Here is a 16,108-nt window from a genome sequence, read left to right as displayed (position 1 = left end):
TATATCCGTTGTCCCGTCCTATCCTGCCCGACGCGGCCCCAAGACCCCTGATGCCCCCGTATTCACGCGCATCCGGTACTCATCACGCACACATCCGGCCCCCGCTGTTTCCCCAACCGTTCACCGCCGTTCATCCAAGCGGCCGAGGCCGGTACTCCGCCATCGGCGAAAAGCGGGTGCGCGCCCCCGGAATGACCGGGATGATGCGGATCATGGGACAAACTGCCGCGGGGCTGCGGAGCTACGGTGAGATCTTCCGGGTACCGGGCGCCAAGCAGTTCATAGCGGCGGGCTTCATCGGCCGGATGCCCACGGCGATGCTCTCGCTCGGCACCGTTTTCCTGATCACCGCGATCACCGACAGCTACGCCACGGCGGGCCTGGCCTCCGCGGGCGGTGCCCTGTGCTACGCGCTGATCGTCCCGCAGCTGGGCTACCTCATCGACCGCTTCGGCCAGCGCCGCGTGCTGCGCCCCCTGGCCGCCGCCTTCGGCACCGCCGCCGCGCTCTTCCTGCTCGCCGCGCAACTGGACGCCCCGGTGTGGCTGCTGTGTGCCTCAGGGGCGGCCTTCGGCGCCTTCATGCCCCCGCTGGGAGCGCTGGTCCGCGCCCGCTGGAGCCATCTGGCCGAGCGGGACGAGGGCGGCAGGCTGCTGAAATCCGCCTTCTCCTTCGAGTCCGTCGCCGACGAGCTGATCTGGGCCGTCGGCCCGCTGCTCGTCGCCTTCGCCGTGCTCGTCCACCCGGCCGCCGGGGTCGCTGCCGCCGCGCTGACCGGGGTGACCGGCTGCCTGCTGCTGGCCCAGCAGCGCGGCACCGAGCCGCCGGTCGCCCCGGTGCAGAAAGTCCGCGCCCGGGCCATCACCGCCCCCGGCATGCCCTGGATGTGCGCGGTCTACCTCTTCACCGGGGCCATGTTCGCCGCCTTCGAACTCGCCACCATCGCCTTCGTCGACCGGTACGGCGAGACCTGGATGACCGGCGCCGTGCTGGGCACCTACGCCGTCGGCAGCGCGATCGGCGGCCTGTGGTACGGCGCCCGTGACTGGTCGCTGCCGCTGGACCGGCTGTTCCTGCTCGCCATCGCCTCCGTGGTGGCGGGCATGGCCCCGTTGTGGGCCATGCCCGGCGTCCCGGCCCTGTGGGCGATCTCGCTGTTCGCCGGCATCCTCACCGCGCCCGCGATCATCGCCGGCTACAGCCTGGTCCGCGAGGGGGTGCCCTCCCACATGATCACCGAGGGCCTCACCTGGCTGTCCACGGCCGTCGGCGTCGGCCGGGCCACCGGCGTCGGGCTGACCGGCCTGGTCATCGAACACCACGGGCCGCGCTGGGCGTACGCGCTGGCCCTGGGCTTCGGCGTGCTCGCGGTGGCCATGGGACTGTCGGGCGCCCGCACCCTGCGCGCCATGGCCACCGCCCGGCTCACCCGCGCGGCGTGAGCAGATAGACCTCCCCGGCCCGCGTCCCGAACTCCGTCACCCCGTCCGCGTCGCGCCGGGCCGTCACCTCGGCACCGTCCCGCGTGACCGTCACCGGCACCGCCGTACGGATCCGGGCCGTCGTACCGGCCCGCGAACCGATCCGCGCCCCGGCCAGGGCACCACCCGACCAGGACAGCGCCACCTCGAAACCGCCGCGCGCCAGCAACCCCCGCACCCGGCCCTCCGGCAGCGCCCCGGGCAGCGCGGGCAGCAGCTCGATCTCGGTGCCGTGGCTCTGCACCAGCCACTCGGTGATCCCGGCCGTGGCCCCGAAATTGCCGTCGATCTGGAACGGCGGATGGAGATCGAAGAGGTTCGGCGCGGTCCGCTCCGGCGTCAGCTGGTCGGTCAGCAGCTTGTACGAACGGTCGCCCGCCCCCAGCCGCGCCCAGAAGTTGATCTTCCAGCCCAGCGACCAGCCGGTCCCCGCGTCCCCGCGCTGCTCCAGCGTCACCCGGGCCGCGTCGAACAGCTCGGGGGTGCGCCGGGTGATCTGCGCCCCCGGATGCAGCCCGTACAGGTGCGAGATGTGCCGGTGGCCCTGCTCGGGGGCCCGCGCGTCCCAGTCCTGCTGCCACTCCTGCAACTGCCCCTGGGCGCCGACCCGCATCGGTGGCAGCCGGTCGGCGGCGGCCCGCACCTCGGTACGCAGCTCCCCGTCCACCTCCAGCACCCCGGCGGCCCCGTCCACCGCGGCGAACAGATCCCGCACGATCTGCCCGTCCATGGTCGGCCCCGCGCACAGCGTGCCGCCCTCGCCCTCGTGGTGCGGATTCTCCGGAGAGATGGAGGGACAGGTCACCAGATGGCCGGTACCGGGATCCTCCACCAGGGCGTCCAGGAAGAACCGCGCGCCTTCCGCCAGCACCGGGTAGTCGGCGCGCAGCCGCTCGGCGTCCCCGGTGAACCGGTAACGCTCCCACACCGCCAGCGCCAGCCAGGCCCCGCCGGTGGGCCACATCCCCCAGGTCGCCCCGTCCACCGGCGCGGTGCCCCGCCACAGATCCGTGTTGTGGTGCGCGACCCAGCCCTGGGCCCCGTACATCTGCCGGGCGCTGCGCGCACCGGAGTCCCGCAGGTCGTGCAGCAGGGCGAACAGCGGCTCCCAGCACTCCAGGAGGTTCGCCGGGCCGGCCGGCCAGTAGTTCATCTCGGTGTTGATGTTGATGGTGTACTTCGATCCCCACGGCGGATCGGTCAGGTCGTTCCACAGCCCCTGGAGGTTCGCCGGCTGGGTGCCCGCCCGGGAGGCGGCGATCAGCAGATAGCGGCCGTAGTGGAAGTAGAGCGCCGCCAGTTGCGGGTCGGCGCTGCCGTCCCCGAAGGCCGCGACCCGCTCATCGGTGGGCAGCGAGGCCGCCCCGGTGGCCGGGATCTCCAGCACCGTACGGTCGAACAGGGCCCCGTGATCGGCCACATGACGCGCCAGCAGCTCCTCGTAGGGCCGCTTCGCCGCCTCGGTCAGATCGCGCAGCGCGCGCTCCGCCGGATCGGCGCCGAGGTCCTGCCAGTCGACGTGGTTGGTGCCCGCCGAGACCAGCAGCGTCACCGCGTCGGCACCGGAGACGCGCAGGACCCCGTCCGCCGAGGAGACCTCGCCGCCCGTGGCCAGGGCCCGCACCAGCGCCCGGTACCGCACCCGGCCCGCCACACCGTCCCAGTCGCCGCCCCGGCCGTCCAGGGCGATGGTGGCACCGTCCGGGGACAGGGCGGTGGTCTCCATCGGGCTGTCGAAGGAGGCGGTGAAACCCACCGCGCCGGGCGCGTCCGCACTCAGCCGCACCGCGATCACCTGGTCGGCGGCGGTGGCGAACAGCTCGCGCCGGTGCCGTATCCCCTCCCGGACGAACTCCACGGTGTGCACGGCGCGGGACAGGTCCAGCTCCCGGCGGTAGCCGCTCACCGGCGCGTCGCCGCCGTCCAGGGCCAGCCGCAGACTGCCCACCGTCTGATACGGCATCTGCCGGACCGGAACGCCCATCACCTCGGCCTCCAGCAACCGGTGGGCCGCCTCCCACTCGCCCGCGAAGACCAGCCGCCGCGCCTCGGGCAGCGCGGCGGCCGCCCCCGGGTTGTCGTATGCGTGCGGGCCGCCCGCCCACACCGTGTCCTCGCTGAGCTGCAACTCCTCGGTGTCCGTGCCGCCGTACACCATCGCGCCGAGCCGGCCGTTGCCGACCGGCAGCGCCCGCAGCCACTCATCGGCGGGACGCGGATACCACAACACGTACGGGGAGCCACTGCGCTGCATGCCGAACCTCTCGGTAAGTGCGGTACGCACGCCGGGAGGTGAGCCGGCCGGGGCGGGTGGGCACCGCTCAGCGTGCGGCCGGGCCGATCGCCAGGTCGGCCCAGACTACGTGCCCGCCGCCCGCGTCCCGGGGCCGTACCCCCCAGACCTCGGCGAGCGTGCACACCAGCAGCAGTCCCCGGCCGCCCTCGTCCTCCATGGCGGCCGCCGTGGGCATCCCGGCCGGACCCGCGCCCGCGCTGGAGACGGCGATCCGCAGCAGCGATCCCAGTATCCGCACCTCGCAGCCCACCGACCGGCTGCCGGTGTGCCGCAGGGCGTTGGTCACCAGCTCCGAGACGATCAACTGCGCGTTGTCCGTCAACTCCACCGGGGACCGCCACTCGGTGAGCTGGGCCCGGACCCGGCGCCTGGCCTCGCCGACGGAGGCGTCCACGGCGGGCAGCCGGAAGATCAGACGCTCGTTCCCGAGAAGGGAGGTGTCATAACGCTCTAAGGGCTGAGCGTGTGAGGAGGAAGCCACCCCCATACTCTGAGTGTTGACCGTCGCATCCGGCAAGGGGCATCCTGCAAATTACAGAACCGTTGATATCACTCTGTTGTACTTGCCGGGCCGCGTGGCACACTGCTCTCCGATGACAGCAGCCGGATGGGGGCGGGCAGTGGCAGGAACGCCGGGCGCGGCACCGACCGCCCTGCGCGTGGTACTGGGCAGAAGGCTCCAGGACCTGCGCGAAGAAGCGGGCTACACCTTCGAGGAGGCCGCCGCCGCCCTCGACGTCACCCACGCCACCATCCGCCGGATGGAGAAGGCCCAGGTCGGCCTCAAGGTCCCGTACGTGGAGAAGCTGCTGCGGATCTACGGGGTGACCACCACCGAGGAGATCGACGGCTTCCTCAACCTCGCGCGCGAGGCAAATCGTCCCGGATGGTGGCACCACTATCGCGATGTGCTGCCAGAATGGTTCAGTGCCTTCGTCTCCCTGGAGGCCGAGGCCGACCAGATCCGCGCCTACGAACCGCACTACGTACCAGGGTTGTTGCAGACCGAGGCCTACGCCGCCACGGTGCTGCGCTCCGGGATGCCGCACGCACCGGCCAGCGAGATCGACCGGCTGGTCGCGCTGCGGCTCGCCCGCCAGGACCTGCTCCAGCGCAAGCAGCCGCCGCTGCTGTGGGTCGTCATCGACGAAACCGTGCTGCGCCGCCCCTTCGGCGGACCCAACGTCATGCGTGCACAGATCTCCCGGCTGATCGAAGCCGTCTCCGCACCGCATGTACGGCTCCAGATCATGCCGTTCAGCGCGGGACCGCATCCCGCGATGTACGGCCCCTTCCACCTCTTCCGGTTCCCCATCCCCGAACTGCCCGACGTCGCCTGTGCGGAGAGCCTCATAGGCGCCGCGTACTTCGACCAGCGCGAGGATGTCTCACTGTTCCGGGAGGCGCTGGACCGGATGTGCGCACAGGCCGCGCAGGTGCACCGTACTGAGGTGATCCTCAGTCGTATTCGCAAGGAGATCTGACCATGGATCGGATATACAACGGCATGCCGGCCACCCAACTGGCCACCGAGGGCTGGCGGAAGCCCTGGAGCGGTGGCAACGGTGGCAGCTGCGTGGAGGCGCTGCGGCTGCGGGACGGCCGGGTGGCGCTGCGTCAGTCCACCGACCCGGACGGCCCCGCACTCATCTACTCCGGCCATGAGATGGCCGACTTCATCCAGGGAGTGAAGTCGGGGGACGCCGACTTCCTGCTGGTGTGATCCCCCTACCGGTGGCCGGGAGCGGCCACCGGGCCCCAGCACCCGGTGGCCGCGGCCCCCTGCGCCGCTACGGGGCCGCCGTCACCCCTCGTCCAGCGCCCTGAGGATCACCGAGAAGGCGGTCGGCCCGGGCGTCAGGTGGTACCGCGGCAGCGGACCCGGGCCGCAGGACTGGGAGCCGATCCCGTGCTGGCCGGCGTCCAGATGCACCCACACCGTGTCACCGGGCGTCAGATCCGGGGTGTGCGTGGCCGCCTCCAGCTCCCGGGTGCTCCAGCGGCGCGCGGTGAAGTACAGCGGCTGCCCGCCCGCGGTCAGCCGCAGCCCGGCGGTGCCGGACCCCGTACCGGGCAGCTCGCGCAACTCGGCCCAGCGGACATCGGCGCGGGCGCCGTTCTCCTGCGGGCGCACATAGGGCGTGTGCAGGGCGTCGACGGTGGCCTCCCAGCGGCCGATCCGGGCGGCGGCCCGGGTGTCCGGGTACGCCTCGCCGGGCCCGCCGCCGTACCAGCGGGCGAGGCCGAGGCCGGCCGGCAGCCCCAGCCGCAGCCCCAGCCGGGGGAGCGGCACCTGCCACTCGCCCTGCGGGGTCACCTCGACCTCCAGGCGCAGCTCCCCTTCCCCGCCCGTGCTCCAGCGGTAGACCGTGGCCAGTGCGACCTCGGCGGCGGCCGGGGCGACGCGGGTGCGTACGGTGAACGTGCCGTCCCCGGCGAGCTCCACGGCGTCCACCCGGTGACGCATCCGGTCCAGTCCCAGATCGCGCCAGCGCTTGGCGAGGCGGGTCTGCTCCACCCACTCCATGCCCTCGTCGTTGTCGGTCGGGGCACGCCAGACGTCCAGCCGCGGGCCCTGGTGGAGGGGCAGCCCGGACAGCGAGCGCAGCTCGCCGCTCGCCGCGTCGAAGACGGCCGGACCGAGCGCCACGGTGGTGCCCTCCCGGCGCGCGGCGCCAGCGGACGCGCCCGCGCTCGGTGTAGTACGGGGGCGCGCGGCGTCGGGGAACTGACCCCAAGCCACCTCGTGCCCCGCCGGGGCCCAGGTGGTGTCCGCCGCGAGCACGGCGGTGACGGTCCAGAACCCCTCGCCGGCCGCCGCGGTGCCGGGCGCCGTGGGCAGCGGAACATCGGCGGACGCTCCGGGCCCCAGCTCCGGGACGGTCAGCGCGCCGGAGGCGATGGACTCGCCCTCGACCTCGTACCGCCAGGCGAAGGAGAGGTGGGCCAGGCCGAGGAAGTCGTGGCCGTTGCTGACGGTGATCGTCCCGGCGGCGGAGTCGCCGGTGATCCGCACCGGTTCGATGACCTTCTTGTATTCGATGAGGCCGGGGGAGGGGGTGCGGTCCGGGAACAGCAGCCCGTCGCACACGAAGTTGCCGTCGTGCAGTTCCTCCCCGAAGTCACCGCCGTAGCCGAAGTAGGGGCGCCCGTCCGCCGTCCGCTTCGGCAGCCCGTGGTCGATCCACTCCCACACGAAGCCGCCCTGGCAGCGCTCGTAGGTCTCGAACAGCCGCTGGTACTCGCTGAGCCCGCCCGGGCCGTTGCCCATCGCGTGGGCGTACTCGCACAGCAGGAAGGGCAGCGAGGCACGGTGCGCCTCCAGCTCCGGGTCGGCCAGCGGCTCCTCGGCGCGCTGCCCGATCCGCTCCACCTCCTCGTGCGAGGCGTACATCCGGGAGAAGAAGTCGGAGTCGCGGTAGGTGGAGTCGTTCTCGTAGTGCACGGCCCGCGAGGGGTCGCGCTCGCGGATCCAGGAGGCCATCGCGCTCAGCCCGTGCCCGGCCCCGCATTCGTTGCCCAGCGACCAGATGACGACCGAGGGGTGGTTCTTGTCGCGCTCCACCATCCGCCGGGCCCGGTCGACCAGGGCGGGGACGAAGCGGTCGTCCGCGACCGGGTTGCCGCGCCAGTCGGGGAAGTAGCAGAAGCCGTGCGTCTCCAGGTCGGCCTCGTCGATCACCCACAGGCCCAGTTCGTCGCACAGGTCGAGGAAGGCGGGGTGCGGCGGATAGTGGCTGGTGCGCACCGCGTTGATGTTGTGCCGCTTCATCAGCTCGATGTCGGCGCGCATGGTCGCCTCGTCGACGGCGCGGCCGGACTCGGGGTGGAACTCGTGCCGGTTGACGCCCCGGAAGAGGATCCGCCTGCCGTTGGCCTTGAAGAGGCCGTCGCGCACGCCCACGGTGCGGAAGCCGACCCGCAGCGGGATGCGTTCGCCTACGGTGGTCAGCTCACCCGCGTACAGCCGGGGGTGCTCGGCGGACCACGGCTCGACCGGAACCCGTACCTCTTCGCCGGTGGGCACCTCGATGCCCAGTTCGGGCACGGTCACGGTGCCGGCCCGGTCGCACTCCACACGCAGGATGCCCTCGCCGGTGGTGTGGTCGTATCCGGCGTGCGTGAAGAAGTCGTTGGGTGCCTGCTCGGGGCGGTGCAGCAGGGTGACGTCCCGGAAGATGCCCGGCAGCCACCACATGTCCTGGTCCTCCAGGTAGCTGCCCGCCGACCACTGGTGGACGCGGACCGCCAGGACGTTGCCGGCGGGCCGCAGCAGGTGACCGACGGCGAACTCGTGCGGGAGCCGGCTCCCCTGGAAGGTACCCAGCTCCCGGCCGTTGAGCCAGACCCGGGCGCACGACTCCACGCCGTCGAAGCGCAGAACGGTGTCGCCGCCGGCCGGCCAGTCGGCGGGCAGGTCGAAGACGTGCCGGTGGTCGCCGGTGGGGTTCTCGGTGGGGACGCGCGGCGGGTCCACCGGGAAGGGGTAGCTGACGTTGGTGTAGGCGGGCGCGCCGTGGCCCTGGAGCACCCAGTGGCCGGGGACGGTGACGGAGTGCCAGTCGTCGGCGGTGAGGTCGGCGTCCTCGGCGGTGAAGGCGGTGTCCGCGCCCTCGGCGGTGGGCGAGAGGCGGAAGTCCCAGGTGCCGTTCAGGCTCAGGCGGGCGGCGTCGGAGGCGGTGTACCAGGCGCGGGCGGGGAGGGTGCCGCTGCCGGGCGAGGGCTGCTCGTAGTAGGGGAGCGGATCGTCCTTGGGCCGGGTGTGCATGCGTCTCCTCGGGCGGCGTGGCGGAGCCCGCCGCGCGCGCCGTGATGTTGAAATGTGTTCTGCGCTGTTCGGTCACGCTAAAGCGCGAGCCCCCTTCCGACAACCCCTGGGGAAAGTCGGAAAACCGACAAGAGGTGCGCGTCGGCCACAACTCCGGTGCCCCTTTTGTCGTTGACGTTGACGCGCCGTTCATCCCATTGGCATGGACGCGACTTGCGCCGGGTACAGCGCAGGCGGAGTGATCAGCCAACCCACCCCCCACAGACCTTCCTTGGGAGGCTCCATGAAGTTGAGCCGTATGGCGAAGGTGGCCGCTACCGCGGCCCTCGCCCTCTGCGTCACCGCCCTCGGCCCTGCCGCCGCGTCCGCGCAGGACACCCCTGCCGCCGCGGCGGACGCCTATGTGGCCCTGGGGGACTCGTACTCCTCCGGTGTCGGCGCCGGCAGTTACGACGACGCCAGCGGTGACTGCCGCCGCTCCACCGTCGCCTATCCGCAGCTGTGGGCCAACGCGAACGCCCCCTCGTCCTTCGACTTCACCGCCTGCTCGGGGGCCCGCACGACGGACGTCATCAACACCCAGCTCGGCCCGCTGAACGCGAGCACCACCCTGGTCAGCATCAGCATCGGCGGCAACGACGCGGGCTTCGCCGACACCATGCAGACCTGCGTGCTCAGCGGCACCAGCGCCTGCGTGGCCGCGGTGAACACGGCCAACGAGTACATCACCACCACCCTCCCGGGGCAGCTGGACACGGTCTACGACGCGATCCGGGCCAAGGCGCCCAACGCCCAGGTGGTCGTGCTCGGCTACCCGCGCATGTACCAGCTCGACGGCTCCTGCGCGGTCGGCATCAGCGAGGAGGCACGGGCCGCGATCAACAGCGCCTCGGACAACCTGAGCGAGGTCACCGCCAAGCGGGCGGCGGATCACGGCTTCGGCTACGGCGACGTCCGCCCGGCCTTCTCCGGTCATGAGATCTGCTCGTCCGACTCCTGGCTGCACAGCGTGACCTGGCCGATCGGCGACTCCTACCACCCCACGGCGGCCGGTCAGTCCGGCGGCTACTACCCGGTCCTGGAGAACCTGGCCTGAGGCACCGGCAGCACGCACCGGCGGGGCGCCCCGACCCTGGGGGCGCCTCGCCGGTGCGCTCAGCCCCGCTCCGCCGCCTCACGGGCCGTCAGCAGGGCCCCGGCCGGGTCGGCGGCGGACGCACCGGCCGGCGCCCAGCGGCCCGCCTCCTTGCGGAACGGCCACCACCGGCCGTCCGCCCCGTACCGCACCTGCGCGCCCTCGCCCACCACCGTCCAGTGCGTGCCCGACGCCCGCAGCCGTGGCCGGGCCGCCGCGTCGTCCGCCCACGCCGCCGCCAGCTGCTCCACGGCCACCACCGGCGCCGGCCCCGGCGGATCCTCCAGCACCGCGAGGCCCGCGCCGCCGCCCGCCCGCCAGGCCCGTACCGCCAGCCGCAACTCCCGCGCCGTACGCCCGCAGCCGCGTGCCAGCCGCGCCGCCACCGGATCGGCCGGTCCCGCCGCCGCCAGCCGCACCGCGTCCTGCCACACCCCCTCCTCCCGCGGCACCGGCTGCCCGGCGTGCCCGGGGCGCAGCGCCAGCGCCAGCAACACCCGGGCGCGGGCCGCCGCGTCGGCGGCCAGGAACTCCAGCGCCGCCGCGTCCACCCCCGGCACGTCGCAGGGCACCAGCGCGGGCGGGGTGCCCGCACGCTCCACCGGTGGCGGGGGCGGCGGCAGCGCGGGATCGCCGTGCACCGCGCGCGCCGCGTACCGCTCGGCGGCCGGCACCCCCGCGGGCTCGCGCGCCACCGGCTCCCCGGCCGGTGCCGAGGCCGCCCGCAGCTCCCGCAGCAGTTCCTCCTCCCCGCGCCCGCGCAACAGCAGCAGCACCCACGGATCCTCGTCCAGCAGCCGGGCCGCCTGATAGCACAGCGCCGCGCTGTGCACGCAGTGGTCGAACTCCCCGCATTCGCACCGCGGCTCCAGATCGCCGATCCCCGGCAGCAGGTCCACCCCGGCCGCGCCCGCGTCCGCCACCAGATCCGGGGGCATGTCCTGGTCCAGCAGCGCCGCGATGTGCCCGGCCTCGCCCGCCACCACCGCCAGCAGCCGCCGCCACTCGTCCGCCGTCAGCCGGCGCAGCGTCACATCGGCCCGCCATCCCACCCCGTCCCGGTCGCGCACCACCGCGGTCAGCCGCCCCGGCCGTACCGACACCGCGCCCACCGCCCCGGCCCGCGCGGTGCGCCGCCCGTCCGCCATGCGCGCGCTCTCCAGCGCCGAGTCCTCCACCGCCCGCAGCCAGCTGACCCCCCACCAACTGCTCGCGAACCCCCGGCCACGGGCCGGCGGCAGCGCGGCGAACACCCGCTCCTCCTCGTGCTGTGCTTCCTCGTCCCAGGTCATGACACCCTCCGCAGCGTCACCAGTTCGGCCAGCTCGGCATCCGACAGCTCGGTCAGCGCGGCCTCGCCCGCGCCGCCGAGCACCGCGTCCGCGAGGGACTGCTTGCGCCGCAGCAGCGCCGCGATCCGGTCCTCGACCGTGCCCTCCGCGATCAGCCGGTGCACCTGGACGGGGCGGTCCTGCCCGATGCGGTACGCGCGGTCCGTCGCCTGCGCCTCGACCGCCGGATTCCACCACCGGTCGAAGTGCACGACGTGCTCGGCCCGGGTGAGGTTCAGACCGGTCCCGGCCGCCTTGAGCGACAGCAGGAACACCGGCACCGCACCGCTCTGGAAGTCCCGTACCAGCTCCTCGCGCCGGGCCACCGGCAGCCCGCCGTGCAGCAGGGCGCTGGGCACCGCACGGGCCCGCAGATGCTCCGTCAGCAGCCGTGCCATGCGGACGTACTGGGTGAAGACCAGCACCTGGGCGCCCGAGGCCAGGATGTTCTCCAGCAGCTCGTCGAACGCCTCCAGCTTCCCGGAGCGGCCCGCCAGCCGGGGCGCGTCCTCCTCCTTCAGGAACTGCGCCGGGTGGTTGCAGATCTGCTTGAGGGAGGTGAGCAGCTTGACGATCAGGCCGCGCCGCGCGACGCCCTGGGCGCCGGAGATCTCGGCAAGGGTCTCGCGCACCACGGCCTCGTACAGCCCGGCCTGTTCGGGGGTGAGCGAGACCGCCCGGTCCGTCTCGGTCTTCGGCGGCAGCTCGGGCGCGATGCCGGGATCGGACTTGCGGCGGCGCAGCAGGAACGGGCGTACCAGGGCGGCCAGTCGCTCGGCGGCGGCCGGATCGGCGCCGGACTCCACGGCGTCGGCGTAGCGGGTACGGAAGGCCGTCAGACGGCCCAGCAGGCCCGGCGTGGTCCAGTCCACGATGGCCCACAGCTCGGTGAGGTTGTTCTCCACGGGGGTGCCGGTCAGCGCGATCCGCGCCGACGCGGGGAGCGTGCGCAGCGCCTTGGCGGTGGCGGAGGCGTGGTTCTTGATGTGCTGGGCCTCGTCCGCGACGACCAGGCCCCAGTCGGCCGCGGCGGCCAGCTCCGCGGCGTCCAGCCGCATGGTGCCGTAGGTGGTGAGCACGAACTCGCCGTCCGCCAGGCCGGTCAGATCGCGGGTGCCGCCGTGGTGGCGGCGCACCGGTGTCCCGGGCGCGAACGCCTCGATCTCCCGCTGCCAGTTGCCCAGCAGCGAGGCCGGGCACACCACCAGGGTCGGTCCCGCGTGCTCCGCCGTGCCGTGCCGGTGCAGATGGAGCGCGATGAGGGTGATGGTCTTGCCGAGCCCCATGTCATCGGCGAGCACCGCCCCCAGGCCCAGCGAGGTGAGCCGGTGCAGCCAGCCCAGACCGCGCACCTGGTAGTCGCGCAGGGTGGCGGCGAGCGCGGGCGGCTGCGGCACGGGCCGGTGCAGCGGGCTCTGCGGGTCGGCCAGTTGGCGGCGCAGTTCCTCCAGCGCGCCGATGGCCCGCACCTCGATCGGCTCGCCGTCCTCGGCCTCCTCCGTTCCGCCGCCGTCGCGCTCCACCCGTCCGGTGAGCGCGGCGCGCAGCGCCTCCACGGGGGTCAGCTTGCGGTCGGGGCGGTCTCGGGCGCGGCGCAGCGCCTCCGGATCGACCAGCACCCACTGGTCGCGCAGCCGCACCAGGGGACGGCCGGACTCGGCGAGCCGGTCGAGTTCCTCGCGGGTCAGCGGGGTGTCGCCGAGGGCGAAGCGCCAGTCGAAGGCGGTGAGCGCGCCGGGGGACAGCAGGGAGGGTGCCGGACCGGGCCCTGGGTGGTCCGCGGAGCCGACGACGGCGTGGGTGGTGAGGGTGCGTACCAGGTCCCGGGGCCAGTGCACCTGGACACCGGCGGCGCCCAGCGCCCGGCTGACCGGGGCGCCGAGCAGCTCGGCGATCTCCTCGTCGGCGAGGTCGACGGCGTCGGGGACGGCGGCGGACAGCAGTGGGGTGAGGGCGTCCCAGGCGGCGGCCGCGCGGCGCAGTGTCAGCAGTGCGTCGGTGCGGGCGGCGGGGGAGAAGGCACCGGCGGGGGCGGTGCCCGCGAAAACCTGCGCGGCGTCGGCGACGACGGTGGGGTCGGTGCGGCTGTGCAGCTGGGCCACGGCCCGGAACCGGCCGCCGGGGAGGTCCGGCTGGTGCGCCTCCACGCGCAGGGACAGCCGTACCCCGGCGTCCTGTCCCGCGGCGACCTCGGTGGCCCAGGCGCGCAGCCGGGGGCGGGGCTCGGGGCGGGCGGCACGGTCGGCGAAGGCCGGGCCGCCGGCGGCCAGCGCGGCGGCGGGGGTGCGCGGCAGGGTGTCGGCGACGGCGTCGAGGAAGGCGCGCAGGAGGGAGTGGGGTGCGGGCAGCAGCGGCGGGTCGTCCGGCGCGTGCCCGGGCAGCGGTACGGCGTGGGCGTGCACCGGCATGGCGTCGGCCAGCTCCCGCAGCCGCTCGGCGTCGGAGCTCTCCAGCGGCCCGAGCCGCCAGGCGTCGTGCTCCTGCGTGCTCAGCCCCGGCAGCAGCCGTCCCCGGGCGGCGAGTTGCAGGGCGAGGACGGCGGCGGCGCCCCAGAACGCGGCGGAGCCGGTGGCGGACCCCGACCTGGCCCGGGTGAGCAGCGGCAGCGCGTCGCGCACCGGCAGCACCAGCGCGGGTACGGTCACCGCCGTCACGGTGTCCCCGGCGGCCGGGAGGGCCACCGTCAGCTCTCTGGGCTCGGCCGTGACGGACGGGGGCAGACGTCCCGGCAGCTCGGGGGGCGTGCCGTCCGGGTTCCAGAAGGCCACCTCGGAGGCGCGCGGTGGGTCAGCCGGGAGAAAGACGGCGGCGCTCATGCATTCCTCAAAGTTGACTAGCTGGCGGGGCAGCGGCCGAGGGTACCCCATAGCCGGCGGAGGGTGGAAACCCCCGCCGGGGGGTGGGGCTGGGTACACCATGGCTCGGGGGCTGCGGCCATGGCCGGGGGCCGCCGGCGGTTCATAGGTTCGTCACGACCGATCCGACCAGCCCGTACCGGAGTTGCCATGCCCGAAGCCCCGGCCCCCGCCGTGCCCGTACCCCTTCCCGTGTCCGTGCCGGTGGCCCCCGCGCCGCACGGGGACGAGTTCGCGCCGCTGCTGCGGCAGATCAGGAGTCAGGGTCTGCTGGAGCGGCGGCGCGGCTGGTACGCGGCCTCCATCGCCGTCAACGCGCTGGCGTTGGCCGCGGTGATCGCGGCGATGGTGTGGCTGGGGGACACCTGGTGGACGCTGCTGCTGGCGATACCGCTGGCCCTGTTCTCCACCCGCACCGCGTTCATCGGGCACGACGCCGGCCACTCCCAGATCGCCGGGCGGCGCGCCGGCCGGGTGATCGGGCTGATCCACGGCAATCTGCTGCTGGGCATGAGTTCGGCCTGGTGGAACGACAAGCACAACCGGCACCACGCGAACCCCAACCACCTCGACAAGGACCCGGACGTGGGGGTCGGGGTACTGGTGTGGACCGCCCACCAGGCGGAGAAGCGGGAGGGCTTCGGCCGCTGGCTCACGCGCAACCAGGCGAGGCTGTTCTTCCCGCTGCTGCTGCTGGAGGGGATCGCGCTGAAGGTCTCCAGTGTCCAGATGGTGCTGTCGTCGGCGGGCTGGGAGCGACAGGGGCTGCGGCCGCGCCTGCTGGAAGGGCTGCTGCTGGCGGCCCACATCACCGGGTACGTGCTGCTGCTCGGCACCATGCTCTCCCCGGGGAAGGCGGTGGTGTTCGCCCTGATCCACCACGCGCTGTTCGGGCTGCACCTGGGGTCGGTCTTCGCGCCCAACCACAAGGGCATGGAGATCCCGGGTCCCGAGGACCGCTGGGGGCATCTGAAGCGGCAGGTCCTCACCTCGCGCAACGTGCGGGGCGGCCTGGTCACCGACTGGCTGATGGGCGGCCTCAACTACCAGATAGAGCACCATCTCTTCCCGAGCATGGCCCGCCCGCACCTGCGGCTGGCCCGCCCGCTGGTGCGGCACTACTGCCGGGAGGCGGACGTGCGGTACACGGAGACGGGGCTGCTCGACTCCTACCGGCAGGCGCTGGGCCACATGCACGCGGTGGGTGCCCCGTTGCGGGAGGGGCGCGTTCCCGCCGGAACGGGGGACACTGGGAGTGCGTTCAATTGAGGGGCGGCGACCGCCGCCCCTCGCGGCGGAGAGGAATCGGACGATGTCGACAGGTGGGAAGGTCGCGATCGCGGGGATCGCCGCGGGGCTCGTGCTGTGGTGGATGACCAGCTTCTGGATCGCGGCACTGGTGATCTTCGGGGTGCCGGCGGGCGCGTATCTGCTGCTGGACCCTTCTCAGCGGCGCCGGGTGCGCCGGGTGGGGCGCAAGGAGCTGGGCCGCTGAACCGGGGCGCCCACCGGGCGCCTTCGGCCGGTGACGGTGTGAGATCCCTCATGGCGTGCCCGCCGCGGCACCCGCACGTGCGGCGGCGGAGCGGAAACGGTACGGTCCCTTCCGGATGGCGCTGAGAACAGGTGGTTGCCGACGGCCTCTTCCTGGGGAAGGCTGACACAGCAGTCGCCTTACGAGAAGGGGGAGCTGGGGATGGCACTGAGCACCACACTCGACTGGATGCTGGACGATCTGGTCAAGCGCCTGCCGCGGGTGCGGCATGTCCTTCTGCTGTCCAGCGACGGACTGGTGACGTCGGTGAGCAGAGGGCTGAAGCGCAACAGCGCCGAACATCTGGCGGCGGTGGCCTCCGGGTTGCACTCCCTCGCCAAGGGAGTGGGAGAGCACTTCCGCAGCGGCGGCGTACGGCAGACGATGATCGAATTCGACGACGGAGTACTGCTGGTGACGGCGGCCGGTGACGGCAGTTGTCTGTGTGTGCTGGCGGGCTCGGACGCGGACATCGGGCAGGTCGGGTACGAGATGACGCTGCTGGTGAACAAGGTGGGCGAACACATGGGCCTGCCGGCCCGCGAGACGCCCTAGTCACTCCATGGAGTGATATCACCACAGATTGTTGCAGTGGGTGAGGGGGCGGCCTACTCTGATTACACAGCGTAATCGGAGTTCAGGAGAAGAGGCCGCCATGTCCCCCCGCCCCACCCACCAGCACACCGAGACGACGCAGAGCCCGATGTC

At 73.3% G+C, this 16,108-nt stretch carries 12 protein-coding genes; 7 read left to right on the top strand and 5 right to left on the bottom strand.

The genetic code is table 11. The features are described from left to right. Positions 1-212 precede the first annotated feature (212 nt). Positions 213-1,442 (top strand): MFS transporter, encoded by a 1,230-nt coding sequence (locus tag ACTFAP_RS00765; RefSeq protein ID WP_495683080.1) that lies wholly within the window; start codon positions 213-215, stop codon positions 1,440-1,442. Here the strand turns inward: ACTFAP_RS00765 and ACTFAP_RS00760 are convergent. Both ACTFAP_RS00760 and ACTFAP_RS00755 read right to left on the bottom strand, forming a co-directional pair. After that, positions 1,426-3,765, bottom strand: coding sequence for a glycoside hydrolase family 95 protein (locus tag ACTFAP_RS00760; RefSeq protein WP_500467952.1), 2,340 nt, complete (start codon positions 3,763-3,765; stop codon positions 1,426-1,428). The two genes, ACTFAP_RS00765 and ACTFAP_RS00760, sit on opposite strands and share 17 nt — an antisense overlap. Positions 3,766-3,802: 37 nt before the next feature. Next, a complete protein-coding gene (locus ACTFAP_RS00755; protein ID WP_390115468.1) occupies positions 3,803-4,258 on the bottom strand; it encodes an ATP-binding protein in 456 nt (151 codons plus the stop codon). A 112-nt stretch (positions 4,259-4,370) separates the two neighbouring features. Between ACTFAP_RS00755 and ACTFAP_RS00750 the strand changes: the two genes are divergently transcribed. Together ACTFAP_RS00750 and ACTFAP_RS00745 are read left to right on the top strand one after the other, a co-directional pair. Then, a complete protein-coding gene (locus ACTFAP_RS00750) occupies positions 4,371-5,261 on the top strand; it encodes a Sco1979 family transcriptional regulator (protein ID WP_046722633.1) in 891 nt (296 codons plus the stop codon). Positions 5,262-5,263: 2 nt separating this feature from the next. Beyond that, positions 5,264-5,500 (top strand): DUF397 domain-containing protein, encoded by a 237-nt coding sequence (locus tag ACTFAP_RS00745; RefSeq protein WP_030726660.1) that lies wholly within the window; start codon positions 5,264-5,266, stop codon positions 5,498-5,500. Positions 5,501-5,581: 81 nt separating this feature from the next. Here ACTFAP_RS00745 and ACTFAP_RS00740 read toward each other — a convergent pair whose 3' ends face one another. Beyond that, a complete protein-coding gene (locus ACTFAP_RS00740) occupies positions 5,582-8,545 on the bottom strand; it encodes a glycoside hydrolase family 2 TIM barrel-domain containing protein (protein ID WP_500467951.1) in 2,964 nt (987 codons plus the stop codon). Positions 8,546-8,828: 283 nt separating this feature from the next. On the opposite strand from ACTFAP_RS00740, the gene ACTFAP_RS00735 reads away from it, so the two are divergent. Next, positions 8,829-9,641 carry an SGNH/GDSL hydrolase family protein gene (locus ACTFAP_RS00735; protein ID WP_390115473.1) on the top strand — a complete coding sequence of 271 codons (813 nt, stop codon included), beginning with the start codon at positions 8,829-8,831 and terminating at the stop codon, positions 9,639-9,641. A gap of 59 nt (positions 9,642-9,700) precedes the next feature. Here ACTFAP_RS00735 and ACTFAP_RS00730 read toward each other — a convergent pair whose 3' ends face one another. Next, on the bottom strand, positions 9,701-10,972 hold the full coding sequence (locus ACTFAP_RS00730; protein WP_500467950.1) for an SWIM zinc finger family protein: 1,272 nt from the start codon (positions 10,970-10,972) through the stop codon (positions 9,701-9,703). Continuing rightward, entirely contained in the window at positions 10,969-13,878 is a 2,910-nt protein-coding gene (locus ACTFAP_RS00725; RefSeq protein WP_500467949.1) for an SCO1167/SCO6262 family helicase, read from the bottom strand. Before ACTFAP_RS00725 ends, ACTFAP_RS00730 begins: the two co-directional genes overlap by 4 nt. Before the next feature lie 138 nt (positions 13,879-14,016). Here ACTFAP_RS00725 and ACTFAP_RS00720 point away from each other — a divergent pair, with 138 nt between their 5' ends. The 3 genes from ACTFAP_RS00720 (at position 14,017) to ACTFAP_RS00710 (ending at position 15,955) form a co-directional block, all read left to right on the top strand. Further along, the gene (locus ACTFAP_RS00720; RefSeq protein WP_495683075.1) at positions 14,017-15,135 is read left to right on the top strand and encodes a fatty acid desaturase; all 1,119 of its coding nucleotides are present in this window, start codon (positions 14,017-14,019) and stop codon (positions 15,133-15,135) included. A gap of 43 nt (positions 15,136-15,178) precedes the next feature. Beyond that, positions 15,179-15,361: a tail-anchor membrane protein gene (locus ACTFAP_RS00715; RefSeq protein WP_390115479.1), complete on the top strand. Its 183-nt coding sequence runs from the start codon at positions 15,179-15,181 to the stop codon at positions 15,359-15,361. A gap of 201 nt (positions 15,362-15,562) precedes the next feature. Next, positions 15,563-15,955: a roadblock/LC7 domain-containing protein gene (locus ACTFAP_RS00710; RefSeq protein WP_030738511.1), complete on the top strand. Its 393-nt coding sequence runs from the start codon at positions 15,563-15,565 to the stop codon at positions 15,953-15,955. Positions 15,956-16,108: the final 153 nt, after the last annotated feature.

This window comes from Streptomyces sp. PH9007, assembly GCF_059813725.1.
The sequence above is the reverse complement of the archived record's forward strand: the minus strand, read 5'-3'. Positions and strand labels throughout refer to the sequence as shown.